This is a genomic window from Rhizobium alarense (assembly GCF_021555155.1).
GTDB lineage: Bacteria > Pseudomonadota > Alphaproteobacteria > Rhizobiales > Rhizobiaceae > Rhizobium_D > Rhizobium_D alarense.
The window spans coordinates 47781-63716 of sequence record NZ_JAKGBU010000005.1 but is presented as its reverse complement, the minus strand read 5'-3'; the positions used below and the strand labels follow the sequence as shown (position 1 = coordinate 63716).

At 64.0% G+C, this 15936-nt stretch carries 13 protein-coding genes; 6 read left to right on the top strand and 7 right to left on the bottom strand.

Translation table 11 applies throughout. The annotated features are described in order from the left end of the window. A partial coding sequence (locus LXM94_RS02815; RefSeq protein WP_235769629.1) for a DNA alkylation repair protein occupies positions 1–1061 on the top strand: 1061 nt, incomplete at its 5' end. 262 nt (positions 1062–1323) lie between these two features. Then, a complete protein-coding gene (locus LXM94_RS02810) occupies positions 1324–2799 on the top strand; it encodes a DEAD/DEAH box helicase (protein ID WP_235769628.1) in 1476 nt (491 codons plus the stop codon). A gap of 54 nt (positions 2800–2853) precedes the next feature. On the opposite strand, the gene LXM94_RS02805 is transcribed toward LXM94_RS02810, so the two are convergent. Continuing rightward, on the bottom strand, positions 2854–3744 hold the full coding sequence (locus LXM94_RS02805; protein ID WP_235769627.1) for a DMT family transporter: 891 nt from the start codon (positions 3742–3744) through the stop codon (positions 2854–2856). 20 nt (positions 3745–3764) lie between these two features. Here LXM94_RS02805 and LXM94_RS02800 point away from each other — a divergent pair, with 20 nt between their 5' ends. The 4 genes from LXM94_RS02800 to LXM94_RS02785 all read left to right on the top strand — a co-directional run bounded on the left by LXM94_RS02800 (position 3765) and on the right by LXM94_RS02785 (position 7307). Further along, complete coding sequence (locus tag LXM94_RS02800) at positions 3765–4031, top strand: hypothetical protein (RefSeq protein WP_235769626.1); 267 nt, start codon at positions 3765–3767, stop codon at positions 4029–4031. A gap of 76 nt (positions 4032–4107) precedes the next feature. Further along, the gene (locus tag LXM94_RS02795; RefSeq protein WP_235769664.1) at positions 4108–5502 is read left to right on the top strand and encodes a circularly permuted type 2 ATP-grasp protein; all 1395 of its coding nucleotides are present in this window, start codon (positions 4108–4110) and stop codon (positions 5500–5502) included. Between the two features lie 6 nt (positions 5503–5508). After that, the gene (locus LXM94_RS02790) at positions 5509–6450 is read left to right on the top strand and encodes an alpha-E domain-containing protein (protein WP_235769625.1); all 942 of its coding nucleotides are present in this window, start codon (positions 5509–5511) and stop codon (positions 6448–6450) included. A gap of 32 nt (positions 6451–6482) precedes the next feature. Then, the gene (locus LXM94_RS02785; protein ID WP_235769624.1) at positions 6483–7307 is read left to right on the top strand and encodes a transglutaminase family protein; all 825 of its coding nucleotides are present in this window, start codon (positions 6483–6485) and stop codon (positions 7305–7307) included. A gap of 380 nt (positions 7308–7687) precedes the next feature. Here LXM94_RS02785 and LXM94_RS02780 read toward each other — a convergent pair whose 3' ends face one another. From LXM94_RS02780 to mmsA, 6 genes are all read right to left on the bottom strand, one after another. Next, positions 7688–8320 (bottom strand): CatB-related O-acetyltransferase, encoded by a 633-nt coding sequence (locus LXM94_RS02780; protein ID WP_235769623.1) that lies wholly within the window; start codon positions 8318–8320, stop codon positions 7688–7690. Between the two features lie 391 nt (positions 8321–8711). After that, entirely contained in the window at positions 8712–10451 is a 1740-nt protein-coding gene (gene araD, locus LXM94_RS02775) for an L-arabinonate dehydratase (RefSeq protein WP_235769622.1), read from the bottom strand. Positions 10452–10512: 61 nt separating this feature from the next. Next, the gene (locus LXM94_RS02770) at positions 10513–11946 is read right to left on the bottom strand and encodes an aldehyde dehydrogenase family protein (RefSeq protein ID WP_235769621.1); all 1434 of its coding nucleotides are present in this window, start codon (positions 11944–11946) and stop codon (positions 10513–10515) included. A gap of 52 nt (positions 11947–11998) precedes the next feature. After that, positions 11999–12994 (bottom strand): AraD1 family protein, encoded by a 996-nt coding sequence (araD1, locus tag LXM94_RS02765; RefSeq protein WP_235769620.1) that lies wholly within the window; start codon positions 12992–12994, stop codon positions 11999–12001. 129 nt (positions 12995–13123) lie between these two features. Further along, complete coding sequence (gene mmsB / locus LXM94_RS02760; RefSeq protein ID WP_235769619.1) at positions 13124–14332, bottom strand: multiple monosaccharide ABC transporter permease; 1209 nt, start codon at positions 14330–14332, stop codon at positions 13124–13126. Continuing rightward, positions 14332–15867 carry a multiple monosaccharide ABC transporter ATP-binding protein gene (gene mmsA / locus LXM94_RS02755; protein WP_235769618.1) on the bottom strand — a complete coding sequence of 512 codons (1536 nt, stop codon included), beginning with the start codon at positions 15865–15867 and terminating at the stop codon, positions 14332–14334. The genes mmsB and mmsA overlap by 1 nt, the downstream gene beginning before the upstream one ends. Between the last annotated feature and the right edge of the window lie 69 nt (positions 15868–15936).

Sequence of the window (15936 nt, the reverse complement as noted above, 5' to 3'; positions counted from 1 at the left end):
TCGAGCGGGAACGCTTCGCCGCGCTCGCCGCCGACGGAATGGAGGCGCTGGAACTCATGCAGCGGGCGGAGCAGATCCGCGCGGCGCTCGACCGCACCCTGCCGGCCGATTTCCCCCTGGCGGCCGATATCCTGGAACGGGCGCTGCCGCAGGACGCCGGCGAACGAGGTCTGGCCGGATGGGCGCTGCTGCCGGTCAACCAGTTCGTCGCGCTCCATGGCCTCGGCCATTTCGACCGCTCGCTTGCCCTCCTGAAACGGTTGACGCCGCATTTCACGGCCGAATTCGGCATCCGCCGCTTCATCGCGACGGATCAGGACCGCGCGCTTGCCGAGATCGCGACCTGGGTGACGGACGAGAACCATCATGTACGGCGTCTTGCCAGCGAAGGCACGCGGCCGCGCCTGCCCTGGGCGATGCGGCTGCCGGCGCTGATCTGCGATCCGCTGCCGATCCTGCCGATCCTGACCGCGCTTGTCGACGATCCGGAAGATTATGTGCGCCGCTCCGTCGCCAACAGCCTGAACGACATCGCAAAGGACCATCCGGACGTGGTCACGGATTTCGTCGCCGCCCACCTGCCCGCCGCCTCGGCCGAGCGGCGGCAGCTGCTGCGTCACGCTTCGCGAACGCTTCTGAAGCAGGGCAACGCCGCAGCGCTCGGCAATTTCGGCTTCGGCGGCACCGCCGGCGTCGAAGCAAACCTGATACTCGCCGCGGCGGAGATCGACTACGGCGGCACGCTCGCAATGGCCGTCACCCTCGTCAACCGCAGCGACGCGCCGCGCAACCTGATGATCGACTATGCCATCCATCACCAAAAGGCGAACGGCACGCTGGTGCCGAAGGTCTTCAAGTGGAAACAGCTCGAGCTGCCGGCTGGCGCGAGCCTCGCGATCGCCCGGGACCATGCGATCCGCCCGATCACGACGCGCCGCTACTATCCGGGCGCGCACCGCGTCGATATCCTCGTGAACGGCACCGTCGCGGCGACCGCCGACTTCCTGTTGCGGATGGACGGAGGGCCCTCGGATTTCGCACCTGCGAAAACTAGCGCTTGACTTTTCGCCCCGAAACCACGACATGCAGGACAGCGTCACCTTCCGGCCGCCGCGTGAGCGAGCCCCTGCGCCCCAGATCAACGGGCCGCTGAAGAAGGACAGCGCAACGGACTGAACCGCGCTGTCGTGCGGCATACTGCGCAGACGCAATCACTTAAACCCACAAGTTCCCAATTCACGCGGGGTTCTTGACGCCGAACGAAACCGGAAGCGCATGGTGTGCTCCGGGACATTGCGTTTGGCGCCCCGAAAGGCATTTGATTTGACCACGTTCCACGACCTCGGCCTCTCGAAGACCATCGTCGCCACCCTCTCGGCACTCGGCTTCGAAAAGGCGACGCCGATCCAGGAGAAGGCCATTCCGCTCGTTCTGGAAGGCAGCGACCTGATCGGTCTCGCCCAGACCGGTACCGGCAAGACGGCCGCCTTCGGCCTGCCGATGATCGAGAAGCTGCTTGCGGATAGCCGCCGACCCGATCCGCGCAACATCCGCGCCCTCATCCTCGCGCCGACGCGCGAACTCGTAAACCAGATCGCCGACAACCTGCGCGACTTCGTCAAGAAGACCCCGCTGCGCGTCGTCACCGTCGTCGGCGGAGCCTCGATCAACAAGCAGTCGGAGATGCTCGGCCGCGGCACCGACATCCTCGTTGCCACGCCCGGCCGCCTGCTCGACCTCATTTCCCGCAAGGCCGTGACGTTGACGCAGGCCCGCTATCTCGTGCTCGACGAAGCCGACCAGATGCTCGACCTCGGCTTCATCCATGATCTCCGCAAGATCTCGAAGCTCGTGCCGAAGACCCGCCAGACTCTGCTCTTCTCGGCAACCATGCCGAAGCTGATCGCCGAACTGGCCGGCGAATACCTCGTGAACCCGAAGAAGGTCGAGGTCACCCCGCCCGGCAAGGCTGCCGACAAGGTGGAGCAGTATGTGCACTTCGTGCCCGGCAAGGACCAGAAGACACAGATCCTCAAGCAGACGCTCACCGCCAACCCGGACGGCCTGTCGCTCGTCTTCTCCCGCACCAAGCACGGTGCGGAGAAGCTGATGAAGCATCTCGACCATATCGGCTTCAAGGCCGCCTCGATTCACGGCAACAAGAGCCAGGGCCAGCGCGAGCGCGCCCTCAAGGCCTTCCGCGACGGCGAGATCCGCGTGCTGGTCGCGACCGACGTCGCGGCCCGCGGCATCGACATTCCGGGCGTCACCCACGTCTACAACTACGACCTGCCGGAAGTGCCGGACGCCTATGTGCACCGCATCGGCCGTACGGCCCGCAACGGCCGCGCCGGCATCGCCATCGCCTTCTGCGCACCGGACGAAGCGCACCTGCTGCGCGACATCGAGAAGCTGATGGGCATCAAGATCGCAGTCGCGAGCGGCGAGGCGCCGACGGAGAGCCTCGCAGGTCCCGGCGGCAAATCCAGGAAGGGCCGCGGCGGCGGCCGGCCGAACGGCAATGCGCGTCCCGCCCGCCAGCCCTATGGTGAGGGACGAGGCGACGACGGCGCACGCGCGGCCTCCGAGGGCGGTCGCAAACAGCAGGAGCGCCGGCCGGACGCGGCGGGAGCGGGCGCGCGGGATGCGCACCAGCCGAAGCGCGCCCATGGCCGCGCGGCCCAGAAGCATGGCGACTGGCGCAACCGCAACCATGGCGGCGGCAAGCCCGGCAACGGCGGCAACCGCAAGCCTTCGGGAAGCGGCAATGCCGGCGGCCAGCGGCGCGAGCCGGCCTGACCGGGAAGAGAAACCACGACGGCGGCGGGCTTCGACCCGCCGCTTTGCGTTTTGCTACTCGGCAGGCGGTGTCGGCTGCCCCTTTCGGTTGGTGAGATAGACGCCCGAAACGACGATCACCGTGCCGACGATCATCGGCAGCGTCAGCTCCTCCCCGAAGACGGCGGCCGCCTGCAGGGCGGCAAGCGGCGGCACGAGATAGATGAGCGACGCCGCCCGCGCCACCTGGCCCCTCCGCAGCAGATAGAGAAGGAGCAGGATCGCCCCCATCGAAATGCCGACGACCGACCAGAGAATGAGGGCAAGAAAGCCCCAGTTCGGCTCTACCCGCACCGTCTCCAGGGCCATGGCGACGGGAAAGGTCACCGCCAGCGCCCCGATATATTGCAGCGTCGCGATCGCCCTGATGTCGCCGCTGTGGAGATGCTGTTTCTGATAGATCGTGCCGTAGGTGACCGAAACCATGCCGAGCACGTTCACGAGCAGGGCGAAACCGACCACTTCGGCGGAAGCGGCGCCGAAAAATTTCGGCAGCACGGCGATGAGCACGCCGGCAAAACCGAGACACAGGCCAAGCTTCTGCTGGCGCGTCAGGCGCTCGCCGATGAAATAGGGGGCGGCAAAGGCCGTCATCAGCGGCTGCAGCGCCGCGATGATGCCGGACAGCGCCGCCGGCACGCCCTGCCCGATCGCCCACCAGACCGCCGCCAGATAGAAGCCGTGCAGGAAGGCTCCGGACACGACCGCATGCGCGATCACGCGGCGCTCGCGCGGCCAGGCGACGCCCATGGCGAGACAGAGACCGGCAAACAGCGCCGCCGCCACCGCATAGCGAACCGACAGGAAGGTGAGCGGCTCGGAGACGATGCCGCCGAACTTGGCGACGACCCAGCCGGTCGACCACAGCAGAACGAAAATGGCCGGGGCCAGGCGGTCCAGCGTCATGGGGACTCCGGGAAAAGGCGATGGGTGAGCCGCAGCCTGTAGGCGGGCCGGCATCGATGGTCAAAGGAATAAAATTGATGGCTATTGTCAGCCCGGCGCACGCCAGGACAGCCCAACAAATCGGCATTCGCCCAGCACATCGGCAGAGGCTCGAGCCTGCAATGGCCGCCGGCGCAATTCATCTTGCATCTTCTGCCTGCCGGCCGCCGGAAATATGCCGCGCAATTCGGCAAATGCGCAAACTCACGACAAAAGAGCGGCCGGCAAGATTCTTGAACCGCAACTGAGCATGGTTCTTGCATTGCCATCTGCGTTGTACTCAAATGGCGAAAAATGGGGAACACGCCGTTGGCATTTGATGAAATGATAAACGCGGACTCCAATCCGCGGCAGCCTTATGAAGCATACCACGATTGGTACTCCGCCCAGGACCGGGCCAGACTGATCGCAAAATCAAGGGATGCCGAGAACCTCTTCCGCAAGACGGGTATCACCTTCGCAGTCTACGGCCACGCCGACTCCTCCGAAAAGCTCATCCCCTTCGACATCATCCCCCGCATCATTTCCGGCCGCGAATGGCGCAAGCTGGCCCAGGGGATCGAACAGCGCGTGATCGCGCTCAACGCCTTTCTCGATGACATCTACCACAAGCAGGAGATCGTCAAGGCCGGCCGCATTCCTGCCGAACTCATCGAACGCAACGAGGCCTTCCTGCCGCAGATGATCGGCTTCAAGCCGCCGGGCGGCGTTTATACCCATATCGTCGGCACCGACATCGTGCGCACCGGCGAGGACCAGTTCTACGTGCTGGAGGACAATGCCCGCACGCCGTCCGGTGTCAGCTACATGCTGGAGAACCGGGAGACGATGATGCAGATGTTTCCGGAGCTCTTCCACCGGAACCGCGTCCGCCCCGTCGAGGACTATCCGAAGCTCCTGCGCCAGAGCCTTGCGTCGCTCGCCCCGGCGGGCTGCACCGGCAAGCCGCGCGTCGCCGTTCTGACGCCCGGCATCTACAACTCCGCCTATTACGAACACTCCTTCCTCGCCGACATGATGGGCGTCGAGCTCGTCGAGGGCTCGGACCTGCGCGTCATCGACGGCAAGGTGAAGATGCGCACCACGCGCGGCTACGAGGCAATCGACGTGCTCTACCGCCGCGTCGACGACGACTTCCTCGATCCCCTCACCTTCCGCCCGGATTCGGCGCTCGGCGTTCCGGGGATCATGGATGTCTACCGCGCCGGCAACATCACGATCGCCAACGCGCCCGGCACCGGCATCTCCGACGACAAGGCGATCTATTCCTACATGCCGGAGATCGTCGAATTCTATACCGGCCGCAAGGCGCTGCTCGAGAACGTGCCGACCTGGCGCTGTTCGGAGGCCGACAGCCTGAAATACGTGCTGGAGCATATCGAGGAACTCGTGGTCAAGGAAGTACACGGCTCGGGCGGCTACGGCATGCTCGTCGGCCCGACCGCCAGCCGCAAGGAGCGGGCCGTCTTCGCCGAAAAGCTGAAGGCCCGCCCCGGCAACTACATCGCGCAGCCGACGCTGTCGCTCTCCACCGTTCCGATCCTCGTCAACAAGGGCATCGCGCCCCGGCATGTCGATCTCCGTCCCTATGTCCTCGTCTCGGACAAGGTGCAGATCATCCCCGGCGGACTGACCCGTGTCGCGCTCAAGCAGGGCTCGCTGGTCGTCAATTCCAGCCAGGGTGGCGGCACCAAGGACACCTGGGTTCTGGAGGACTGATCGGCCATGCTCGGAAGAACTGCCAACGGACTCTACTGGATGTTCCGCTATATCGAGCGTGGCGAGAACATCGCCCGGCTCATCGACGCCGGCCTGCGCATGGCGCTCACCCGCTCCGGCGCCACGGAAGACGACTGGGACGGCGTTCTGCAGAGCGCCGGCGTGCGCGAGGACTACGACAAGGTCCACGACACGCTGAGCAGCGCCGACGCCATCGACTATCTCCTGCGCGACCGGGCGAACCCGTCGAGCGTGATGTCCTGCGTCGAATCCGCCCGCAACAACGCCCGCATGGTCAGGACCGCGCTGACGCGCGAGACCTGGGAAGCGACGAACGAGTGCTGGATCGAGCTGAAACAGTTGCTTTCGCGCCGCGTCAAGCCGGCCGACATGCCGGAGGTGATCGACGTCATCAAGCGGCGTGCCGGGCTCATCCGCGGCGCCTTCCACGGGACGATGCTGCGGGACGACATCTACAATTTCTCCCGCATCGGCACCTTCATCGAGCGGGCCGACAACACGGCGCGCATCCTGGACGTCAAATATTACGTGCTGCTGCCGGCGATCGCCAAGGTGGGCTCGTCGCTCGACAATCTGCAGTGGGAATCGATCCTGCGCTCCGTCTCCGCGCACCGCTCCTACGGCTGGGTCTACGACGGTGAATACACGCCGGCCAACATCGCCGACTTCCTGATCCTCAACGGCCGCATGCCGCGGTCGCTCGCCTACAGCTACGACAAGATCGTCAGCAATCTCGGCTATCTGGCGCAGGTCTACGGCGAGACGCACAATGCCCATGAAACGGCGTCGGCGACGCTGATGCTTTTGCGCAACCGCTCGATCCATGAGATCATGGAACAGGGGCTGCACGAATTCATCGAGGAGTTCATCGTCCACAACAACCGGCTGGGACAGGAAATCTCGGACGGCTACCGCTTCTATCAATAGAGCGGGCTGCGACAGGTGGAGGGCGAAAGACGATGCGACTGAAAATCAGCCATACGACCGAGTATCACTATGCCGACCCGGTACAATACTCGCTGCAGCGCCTGCGCCTGACGCCGCGCAGCCAGCCCGGCCAGACGGTGCTCGACTGGACGACGACCGTGCACGGCGCCCATCTCGAGGCGGGCTATGTCGACCATTTCGGCAACCACGTCGACCTTGTCAGCACGAATGCCGACCAGGTGACGATCCGCATCGTGGCGGAAGGCGAGGTGGAGACCGAGGACCGTGCCGGCGTCTTCGGGCCGCACCAGGGCTTCGTACCGCTCTGGCTCTACCTGCGCGAGACGCCGCTGACAAAGGCGGGCAAGCTCGTCAAGGAGTTCGCCCGCTCCATCGAGGGCGACGGCGGCCTCGCCCGGATGCACGCGCTGATGCAGGCCGTGCACGCCTCCGTCGAGTACAAGCCCGGAGAGACGGGGTCCGAGACGACGGCGGAACAGGCGCTGGAGCGCAGGGTCGGCGTCTGCCAGGACCATGCCCACATTTTGATCGCGGCCGCCCGGCAGGCCAGGCTGCCCGCGCGCTACGTTTCCGGCTACCTGCTGATGAACGAAGGCGCGGAGCAGACGGCAAGCCATGCCTGGGCGGAGGTTCACCTCCAGGGTCTCGGCTGGGTCGGCTTCGACGCGGCAAACGACATCTGCCCGGACGATCGATACGTCCGCCTTTCCACTGGCCTCGACTACAAGGATGCCGCGCCCATCTCCGGCATGGTCATGGGCAGGACCGCCGAGACGATGAGCGTGGCGATCCGGGTGGAAGAGGCGGGACAGAGCCAGTCGCAGAGCCAGAACTGAGAGGGGCTCGCGCGTCGCGCGCTCCGCGGGAAATGCCGTCGGAGCAACGGACGCCGTGCCGGGTGAATTGAAAAACGCCGGTCAGTGCCGGTGGTCAAAAGAGACGGCGGGGATTTGCCCCCAGCCCCGAACTTGCCAGCGCCTGACTTAAATGCGGAATCCAGGCAGAGATTGATGCCGGATTCTCCTCTGGCGGCCTGGACGTTTCAGGCGGTCTGTCTTGCCGGAAATATTTTCGTGAAGCATTCAGCGCACTCGCCTGTCGCGGAACGTTCGTTTTGCGATGTCGAAATTTTGGCCGCAAAACTGTCGCCTTGATCGGGAGTTTGCGACACGGCGTCCGTGCGGTGTGGCCCAAAACGGATGAGCATGCCAACAACTCAGGCTAGCCTCAATGCAGCCATGTCGCCGCTGCTGAGTGCCGTTAAATTGGCTTCGATTTTATCGATCGGCCAATCCCACCATGCGACGTCAAGAAGCTCGCCTATGATCTCGTCAGGATAGCGCATCCGGATGATCGCAGCTGGATTTCCTCCAACAACTGCGTAAGCCGGCACGTCGCGGACAACCACGGAGGCGGCCGCAACAATCGCGCCGGCACCAACATGGACACCCGGCATGATCGCCGCGTTCTGGCCGATCCATACGTCGTGCCCCACAACCGTATCCTTTACGGGCAGATCCTTGTAGCCGAAGGTTTCGGGTTTGAAGATGCGAAACGGGTATGTGGTGAAGCCCGTCATTGGATGATTGGCCGAACTGGTGATGAAGTAGCTCCCCCTGGCGATCTGGACAAATCTGCCAATGACCAGCCGCTCGCGCACGCTGTGACCGAGATACGGCGCCAGAATTGCAGCGGTCTCCTCGGGCTTTCCGGAATGCGTATAATAGCTGAAGTCGCCGACCTCCATGCGCGGATGGTCGATGACGTTCTTCAGGTACACCGTATCCGAATAGACAGTGCCATCGGGCAGGGTAATCGGGTGAACCGCTTTCGCATCGAGAAGAGGCATAGAAAACCTTTTCAATATTGAGCTAACCCCGCCAAACCGGCTGAATCCAGCTGCCTGATCTTAATGCCGATCAGCCTATTGCCTGTGTCACCAGGAATCCATCGTGCAGCATCTATCGGTCTCATGAATAAAGCTTATGCAGAAATTCTCGATCGCGTTCTTTTTGGCAATGGCGCTGTTTGCGCAAAGCTGCCTATCTGTCGCGTAAATCCTGACTTCGCGCCAAGGATGCCGCCACTGGAAAGCCGAGGGAACTTCTGTCGCAAAAGTCAGGTGCAAAAGTCCACGTTTTGCGACTGATACCTGCGGCAGAAAGTGTTCCGGATTCAGGTTGGGGGCTGAGAGTTGTACTCGCCCCCTCACCGGTTGGATGTCTTGGATTTCCGGCCCGCTAGTGGCTGTCCTTGCCGACTGCATTGCCGCGGCATCCCTTGAGGAAGTCGAGGTCGGCGCCGGTGTCGGCCCCCTGGACATGCTGCTGGTGCAGCCAGGCATAGCCGGAGGCCGGCAAATCGTGGCTCGGCTTCCACGCGGCAAGCCGGCGCGCCAACTCTTCCTCGGAAATGTCGAGATGCAGGCGACGGTTCGGCACGTCCATCTCGATCATGTCGCCGTTCCTGACGACCGCAAGCGGTCCGCCGACCGCCGCTTCCGGCGACGTGTGCAGCACGACGGTGCCATAGGCCGTGCCCGACATGCGCGCGTCGGAGATGCGCACCATGTCGGTGATGCCCTTCTTGAGCACTTTTGGAGGAAGCCCCATGTTGCCGACCTCGGCCATGCCCGGATAGCCTTTCGGCCCACAGTTCTTCATGACCATGACGCAGGTCTCGTCGATATCGAGAGTGTCGTCGTTGATCTTGGCCTTGTAGTCGTCGATGTCCTCGAACACGACCGCCCTGCCCCGGTGCACCAAAAGATGCGGCGAGGCGGCCGACGGCTTCAGCACCGCACCCTTCGGCGCGAGATTGCCGCGCAGCACGACGATGCCGCCCGACTGCGTCAATGCCTTTTCGGCGGGCAGGATCACATCCTCGTTCCAGTTGACGACGTCCTTGACCTCGTCCCACATCGTTTCGCCGGACACCGTCAGCGCGTCCTTGTGCAGAAGGCCCGCCTCGCCGAGGCGCTTCAGCACCACCGGCAGGCCGCCGGCATAGAAGAACTCCTCCATCAGGTATTCGCCCGACGGCATCAGGTTGACGATGGTTGGGATGTCGCGGCCGCAGCGGTCCCAGTCGTCCAGCGTCAGGTCGACGCCGACCCGCCCGGCGATGGCGAGCAGGTGGATCACGGCGTTGGTCGAGCCGCCGATCGCCGCGTTGGTGCGGATGGCGTTCTCGAAGGCCTCCTTTACCAATATCTCGGAGGGTTTCAGGTCGTCCTTGACCATTTGGACGATACGCCGTCCGGTCAGTTGCGCCATGACCCTGCGGCGGGAATCGACCGCCGGAATTGCGGCGTTGCCGGAGAGCGCCATGCCCAGCGCCTCCGCCATGGACGCCATGGTAGACGCGGTGCCCATGGTATTGCAGGTGCCCGACGAACGGCTCATCGAGGCCTCCGCCTCGAGGAACTCGGCCTGCGTCATCTGCCCGGCCTTCACCATTTCGGAAAATTTCCAGAGATGCGTGCCGGAGCCGACGCGCTCGCCGCGGAAGTAGCCGTTCAGCATCGGGCCGCCGGTGACGACGATCGAGGGCAGATCGACCGAGGCTGCCCCCATGAGCAGCGACGGCGTGGTCTTGTCGCAGCCGACCATGAGCACGCAGCCGTCCATCGGCTGGCCGCGGATCGCTTCCTCAACCGCGAGCGCGGCAAGGTTGCGGTACATCATCGCGGTCGGGCGGAAGGTGTTTTCGGAGGCCGAGAACACCGGCACCTCCAGCGGGAAACCGCCAGCCTCCCATACGCCGGCCTTCACCTTTTCGGCGAGTTCGCGCAGGTGGCCGTTGCACGGCGTCATGTCCGACCAGGTGTTGAGGATGCCGATAACCGGGCGTCCGTCGAACAGATCGTGCGGATACCCTTGGTTCTTCAGCCAGCCGCGGTGATAGATCACGTCGCGGCTCGTGCCACCGTACCATTCCTGCGACCGGAGCTTACGCGGCCACTCAGCTTTCTTCTTCATTCATCGAAATCCCTGAAGGGACCGCCCGGGCCGATATGCACCGGACCGGGCGGCCTTTGTCTCACGCCAGCGTGTAGGCGGTCTTGACGGTTGTGTAGAATTCGCTGGCGTATTTGCCCTGCTCGCGCGGGCCGTAGGACGAGCCCTTGCGGCCGCCGAACGGCACGTGGAAGTCGACACCCGCCGTCGGCAGGTTGACCATCACCATGCCGGCCTCCGCATTGCGCTTGAAATGCGTCGCATGCTTGAGGCTCGTCGTGGCGATGCCGGAAGAGAGGCCGAAGGACGTGTCGTTGGCAACGGCAAGCGCCTCGTCATAGTCCTTCACCCGGATGACCGAAGCGACCGGCCCGAAGATCTCCTCGCGCGAGATGCGCATCTGGTTGGTGGCCTCGGTGAAAAGCGCCGGCTGGAGATAGAAGCCCGGATTGTCGCGCTTCAGGAGATCGCCGCCGAAGGCGAGCCTGGCGCCCTCCTGCTTGCCGATCTCGATATAGTCCGTGTCCTGCTTGAGCTGGCTTTCGTCGACCACCGGACCGATATGCGTGCCGGCCTTCAGCGCGTCGTCGACGACGATGCCCTTCAGGCGCTCGGTCATCGCGGCGACGAACCTGTCGTGGATGCCTTCCGTCACGATCAGGCGCGACGACGCCGTGCAGCGCTGGCCGGTCGAGAAGAAGGCCGAATTGGCGGCCGCCTCGACCGCGACAGTCAGATCCGCGTCATCGAGCACGACGAAGGGGTTCTTGCCGCCCATCTCGAGCTGGAACTTGCGGTTATGCTCGATGGAGGCGGCGGCGACGCGTTTTCCCGTGCCGGTCGAGCCGGTGAAGGTGATCGCCTGCACGTCCGGGCTGTCGAGCATCGCCTGGCCGACGACCGAGCCCTTGCCCATGACGAGGTTCAGGACGCCCTTCGGCAGGCCGGCGCGGTGCAGGATGTCGACGATCGCCCAGGAGCAGCCCGGCACGAGTTCGGCCGGCTTGAAGACGACGGTGTTGCCGTAGCAGAGCGCCGGCGCGATCTTCCAGGCGGGAATGGCGATCGGGAAGTTCCAGGGCGTGATGATGCCGACGACGCCGACGCCCTCGCGGGTAATCTCGATGCCGATGTTCGGACGCACGGAGGGGATGGTCTCGCCTGCAAGGCGCAGCGCCTCGCCCGCGAAGAAATCGAAGATCTGGCCGGCGCGCACGGTCTCGCCGATGCCTTCGGCCAGCGTCTTGCCCTCTTCGCGCGAGAGCAGCCGGCCGAGTTCGTCCTTGCGGGCCATGATCTCGTCGGCGGTCTTCCTCAGGATCGCATGGCGCTCGAGAATGCCGGAGCGCGACCAGGCCGGGAATGCAGCCTTCGCGGCCGCGATCGCGTTCTTCGCATCGTCGGCCGAGGCGCGCGCGTATTCGCCAACGACGTCATTGGTGTTCGACGGGTTGATGTTCTTGACGGCGTCCGAGCCGACCCATTCGCCGGCGATCAGGTTCTGGTGGATGGTCATGGGCTTGTTGGCCTCCTGTCATTCCAGGGACCGCTCGGCGGTCCCGCGTCGGTTACAATTGGCGGACTACGATCTTTTCTTGCGGGGCGACCGCCAGCGGATTGCGCAGCGGCAGGCCGAAGCCGCCCGCGCCGATTTCGAAAACGTCGCCCTCCTCCGTGCGGATGCCGTCACCGAAGGACAGCGTCGCCGTGCCGAACATGTGCACATGCACGTCGCCCGGCGCGCGGAAGAGACCGTACTTGAAGTGGTGATATTCGAGATTGGCGAAGGTGTGGGACATGTTCGCCTCGCCGGAAAGGAACGGCTTCTCCCAGAGAACCGTGCCGCCGCGCAGAATGCGCGAGAAGCCGCGGATGTCGTCCGGCGCGGCGCCGACGCGGATCTCCGGCCCGAAGCTCGCCTGCCTGAGCTTCGAATGGGCGAGGTAGAGATAGTTGATCCGTTCCGTCACGTGGTCGGAGAACTCGTTCGACACGGCAAAGCCGATGCGGAACGGGCTGCCGTCGCTGGCAATCACGTAGATACCCGCCATTTCCGGCTCCTCGCCGCCGTCGAGCGCGAAGGAGGGCGAGGTAAGCGCGGCGCCGGGCGCGACCGACTGGGTGCCGTTGCCCTTGTAGAACCATTCCGGCTGCACGCCCGTCTCGCCGGCCTTCGGTTTGCCGCCTTCAAGGCCCATGCGGAACATCTTCATGGAATCGGTCAGCGTCTCTTCGGCCGCTTCCGTCGTCTTCTTGTGCATCGAATCGCGCGTCGCCGCGGAACCGAGGTGGGTAAGGCCGGTGCCGGTCAGGTGCAGGTGCGCAGGATCCGGATGGGTGATCGGCGCAAGCAGCCGGCCCGCGGCATAGGCCGCATCGAGATCGACCGCGTCGCCGAGCCCCTTCGCATCGACGATCGCCTTCAGCGACAGGCCGCCGTCGGCAGCCTCCATGGCGAGGGCATAGACGCTCGGCGCATTCCTGACCGCGCGGCCCTTGCCGCCGTCCTCGCGCACGACCACGGTGATCGAACCGTCGGCGTTGCCAACCTGCGAAATCAGCATTTTCGTTTCCTTCCTAACGGCCCGGCTCTCCGGCCAAAGCTCCGCATGAGCCGGGACTCGCGCCCCCGCACCGGCCGCCGGGCGGCCATTGAATTCTTGCTGCAGCCTGCTTGGGCCGGCCGTCTCTGGTCAGCCCTTGTTCTTGTTGTAGACGTCGAAGAACACGGCAGCGAGCAGCACCAGGCCCTTGATGAGCTGCTGGTAGTCGATGCCGATGCCCATGATCGACATGCCGTTGTTCATGACGCCCATGATGAAGGCGCCGATGACGGCACCGGTGATCTTGCCGACGCCACCGGAGGCCGAAGCGCCGCCGATGAAGCACGCGGCGATGACGTCGAGCTCGAAGCCGACGCCGGCCTTCGGTGTTGCCGAGTTCAGGCGGGCCGCGATGATCATGCCGGCGAGTGCGGCGAGCGCGCCCATATTGACGAAGGTGTAGAAGGTGAGCCGCTCGGTGTTGATGCCCGAGAGCTTCGCGGCCTTCTCGTTGCCACCCATCGCGTAGATCCGCCGGCCGATCGTCGTGCGGGTCGTCACGAAGGTGTAGAGCGCGATCAGCACGCCCATGACGACGAGCACGTTCGGCAGGCCGCGGTAGGTCGAGAGCTGGAAGCCGAGGAAGATGGCGACAAGCCCGATGACCGCCATCTGCACGGCGAAGAACACGAAGGGCTCGTTCTCCGTCTCGTGCAGCGTGTTGAGCCGCCGCTCGCGCAGGCCGGCATAGACCGCATAGGCGACAAGCAGAACGATGGCGACCAGGGCGACATAATTCTTGATGATGCTCGTTTCCGGATCGGTGAAGGACAGGAAATCCGGAATGAAGCCGGTCGAGAGGATCTGGAAATCCTTCGGGAACGGGCCGACCGGACGACCGCCGAGCACCACATAGGTCATGCCGCGGAAGACCAGCATGCCGGCGAGCGTGACGATGAAGGCCGGTATCTTTTGGTAGGCGACCCAATAGCCCTGGGCGGCCCCCATGGCGGCACCGACGAGGATACAGGCCGGTACCACCACGACGGCCGGCACCTGCCATTTGACGAGCATGATCGCCGAGATCGCGCCGATAAAGGCGACGATCGAGCCGACCGACAGGTCGATATGCCCCGCCACGATGATGAGCAGCATGCCAAGCGCCATGATGACGATGAACGAGTTCTGCAGCACCAGGTTGGTGATGTTGATCGGCCGGAAGAGCACGCCGTTGGTGATGACCTGGAAGAAGATCATGATCACGACGAGGGCGACGAGCAGCCCGTATTCGCGGATGTTCTTCTTCAGATAGTCTCCCACCGAAGGCTGGGTTCTCTGGAGCGTCGTGTCGGTGGCCATTAGTGTTTCTCCCCGGAGCGCATGATGGCGCGCATGATGGATTCCTGGCTTGCTTCCGCCTTGGAAAGCTCGGCCACGATGCGCCCTTCATTCATGACATAGATGCGATCGCAGGTCCCGAGCAGTTCCGGCATCTCCGATGAGATCATCAGGATGCCCTTGCCCTCGGCGGCAAGCTGGTTGATGATTGTGTAGATTTCGAACTTCGCGCCGACATCGATGCCGCGCGTCGGCTCGTCGAGGATCAGTACCTCGGGGCTGGTGAACAGCCATTTCGACAGCACGACCTTCTGCTGGTTGCCGCCCGAAAGGTTGACGGCCTCCTGATAGATCGAGTGCGATCTGATCCTGAGCTTCGAGCGGTATCCCGATGCGACTTTCGCCTCCTGGCGGTTGTCGATGATTGTCGCCTGCGACACGCCCTTGAGGTTGGCGAGCGTCGTGTTGTGCATGATGTTGTTGATCAGCACGAGACCGAGCTGCTTGCGGTCCTCCGTCACATAGGCGAGCCCGGCCTTGATCGCCTTCTCGATTGTGCTGACATCGACCGGCGCGCCGCGCATCGTCACGTCGCCGGTGATCTTGTGACCCCAGGACTTGCCGAAGAGGCTCATGGCCGTCTCGGTCCGCCCGGCACCCATAAGGCCCGCAATGCCGACGACTTCGCCGGCGCGCACGTTGAAGCTGACGTCATGCAGGAACTGGCGGTCGCGGTGATGCTGGTGGAAGACGTTCCAGTTCTTCACCTCCAGCAGCACCTCACCGATATTCGGCTCGCGCGCCGGATATCGGTCCTCCATCTCGCGACCGACCATGCCCTTGATGATCCGGTCCTCGCTGATGTCCTGCGTGTGACAGTCGAGCGTTTCGACCGTGCCGCCGTCGCGCAGGATGGTGATCTGGTCGGCAACTTTCTTGATCTCGTTCAGCTTGTGCGAAATGATGATCGAGGTCATGCCCTGATTGCGGAATTCCATGAGCAGCTTCAGGAGCGCATCGGAATCCTTCTCGTTGAGCGAGGCCGTCGGCTCGTCGAGGATGAGCAGCCGCACCTTCTTGGACAGCGCCTTGGCGATCTCGACCAATTGCTGCTTGCCGACGCCGATATCGGTAATCAGCGTGCCCGGCGGCTCGCTGAGGCCGACCTTGTCGAGGAGCTGCTGCGTGCGGCGGAAGGTCTGCTTCCAATCGACGACGCCGTTCGTCGCGACCTCGTTGCCGAGGAAGATATTCTCGGCGATCGACAGGAGCGGGACGAGCGCCAGCTCCTGGTGAATGATGATGATTCCCAGATGCTCGCTGTCAGAGATCGTCGAGAAGCGGCGAAGCTCGCCGTCGAAATGAATCTCGCCCTCGTAGCTTCCGGCCGGGTAGACGCCGCTCAGCACTTTCATGAGGGTCGATTTGCCGGCGCCGTTTTCGCCGACAAGGGCGTGGATCTCGCCTTCGCGAACCTTCAGATTGACGTCGTCGAGCGCCTTGACGCCCGGGAACGTCTTCGTGATGCTCCGCATTTCGAGAAGGGTTTTGCTCATTTACCAGTTTCCAGCGGCCGTTCTCGGCCGATCGATCGTCCGTGCCGAACCTATTCGTTCTGCGGCCGG

Excerpts from the sequence above, each read along its gene's own strand:
- LXM94_RS02805 (WP_235769627.1), bottom strand. The coding sequence starts at position 3,744 with ATGACGCTGGACCGCCTGGCCCCGGCCATTTTCGTTCTGCTGTGGTCG.
- LXM94_RS02800 (WP_235769626.1), top strand. The coding sequence starts at position 3,765 with ATGGGTGAGCCGCAGCCTGTAGGCGGGCCGGCATCGATGGTCAAAGGA.
- LXM94_RS02795 (WP_235769664.1), top strand. The coding sequence starts at position 4,108 with ATGATAAACGCGGACTCCAATCCGCGGCAGCCTTATGAAGCATACCAC.
- LXM94_RS02790 (WP_235769625.1), top strand. The coding sequence starts at position 5,509 with ATGCTCGGAAGAACTGCCAACGGACTCTACTGGATGTTCCGCTATATC.
- LXM94_RS02785 (WP_235769624.1), top strand. The coding sequence starts at position 6,483 with ATGCGACTGAAAATCAGCCATACGACCGAGTATCACTATGCCGACCCG.
- LXM94_RS02780 (WP_235769623.1), bottom strand. The coding sequence starts at position 8,320 with ATGCCTCTTCTCGATGCGAAAGCGGTTCACCCGATTACCCTGCCCGAT.
- araD (WP_235769622.1), bottom strand. The coding sequence starts at position 10,451 with ATGAAGAAGAAAGCTGAGTGGCCGCGTAAGCTCCGGTCGCAGGAATGG.
- LXM94_RS02770 (WP_235769621.1), bottom strand. The coding sequence starts at position 11,946 with ATGACCATCCACCAGAACCTGATCGCCGGCGAATGGGTCGGCTCGGAC.
- araD1 (WP_235769620.1), bottom strand. The coding sequence starts at position 12,994 with ATGCTGATTTCGCAGGTTGGCAACGCCGACGGTTCGATCACCGTGGTC.
- mmsB (WP_235769619.1), bottom strand. The coding sequence starts at position 14,332 with ATGGCCACCGACACGACGCTCCAGAGAACCCAGCCTTCGGTGGGAGAC.
- mmsA (WP_235769618.1), bottom strand. The coding sequence starts at position 15,867 with ATGAGCAAAACCCTTCTCGAAATGCGGAGCATCACGAAGACGTTCCCG.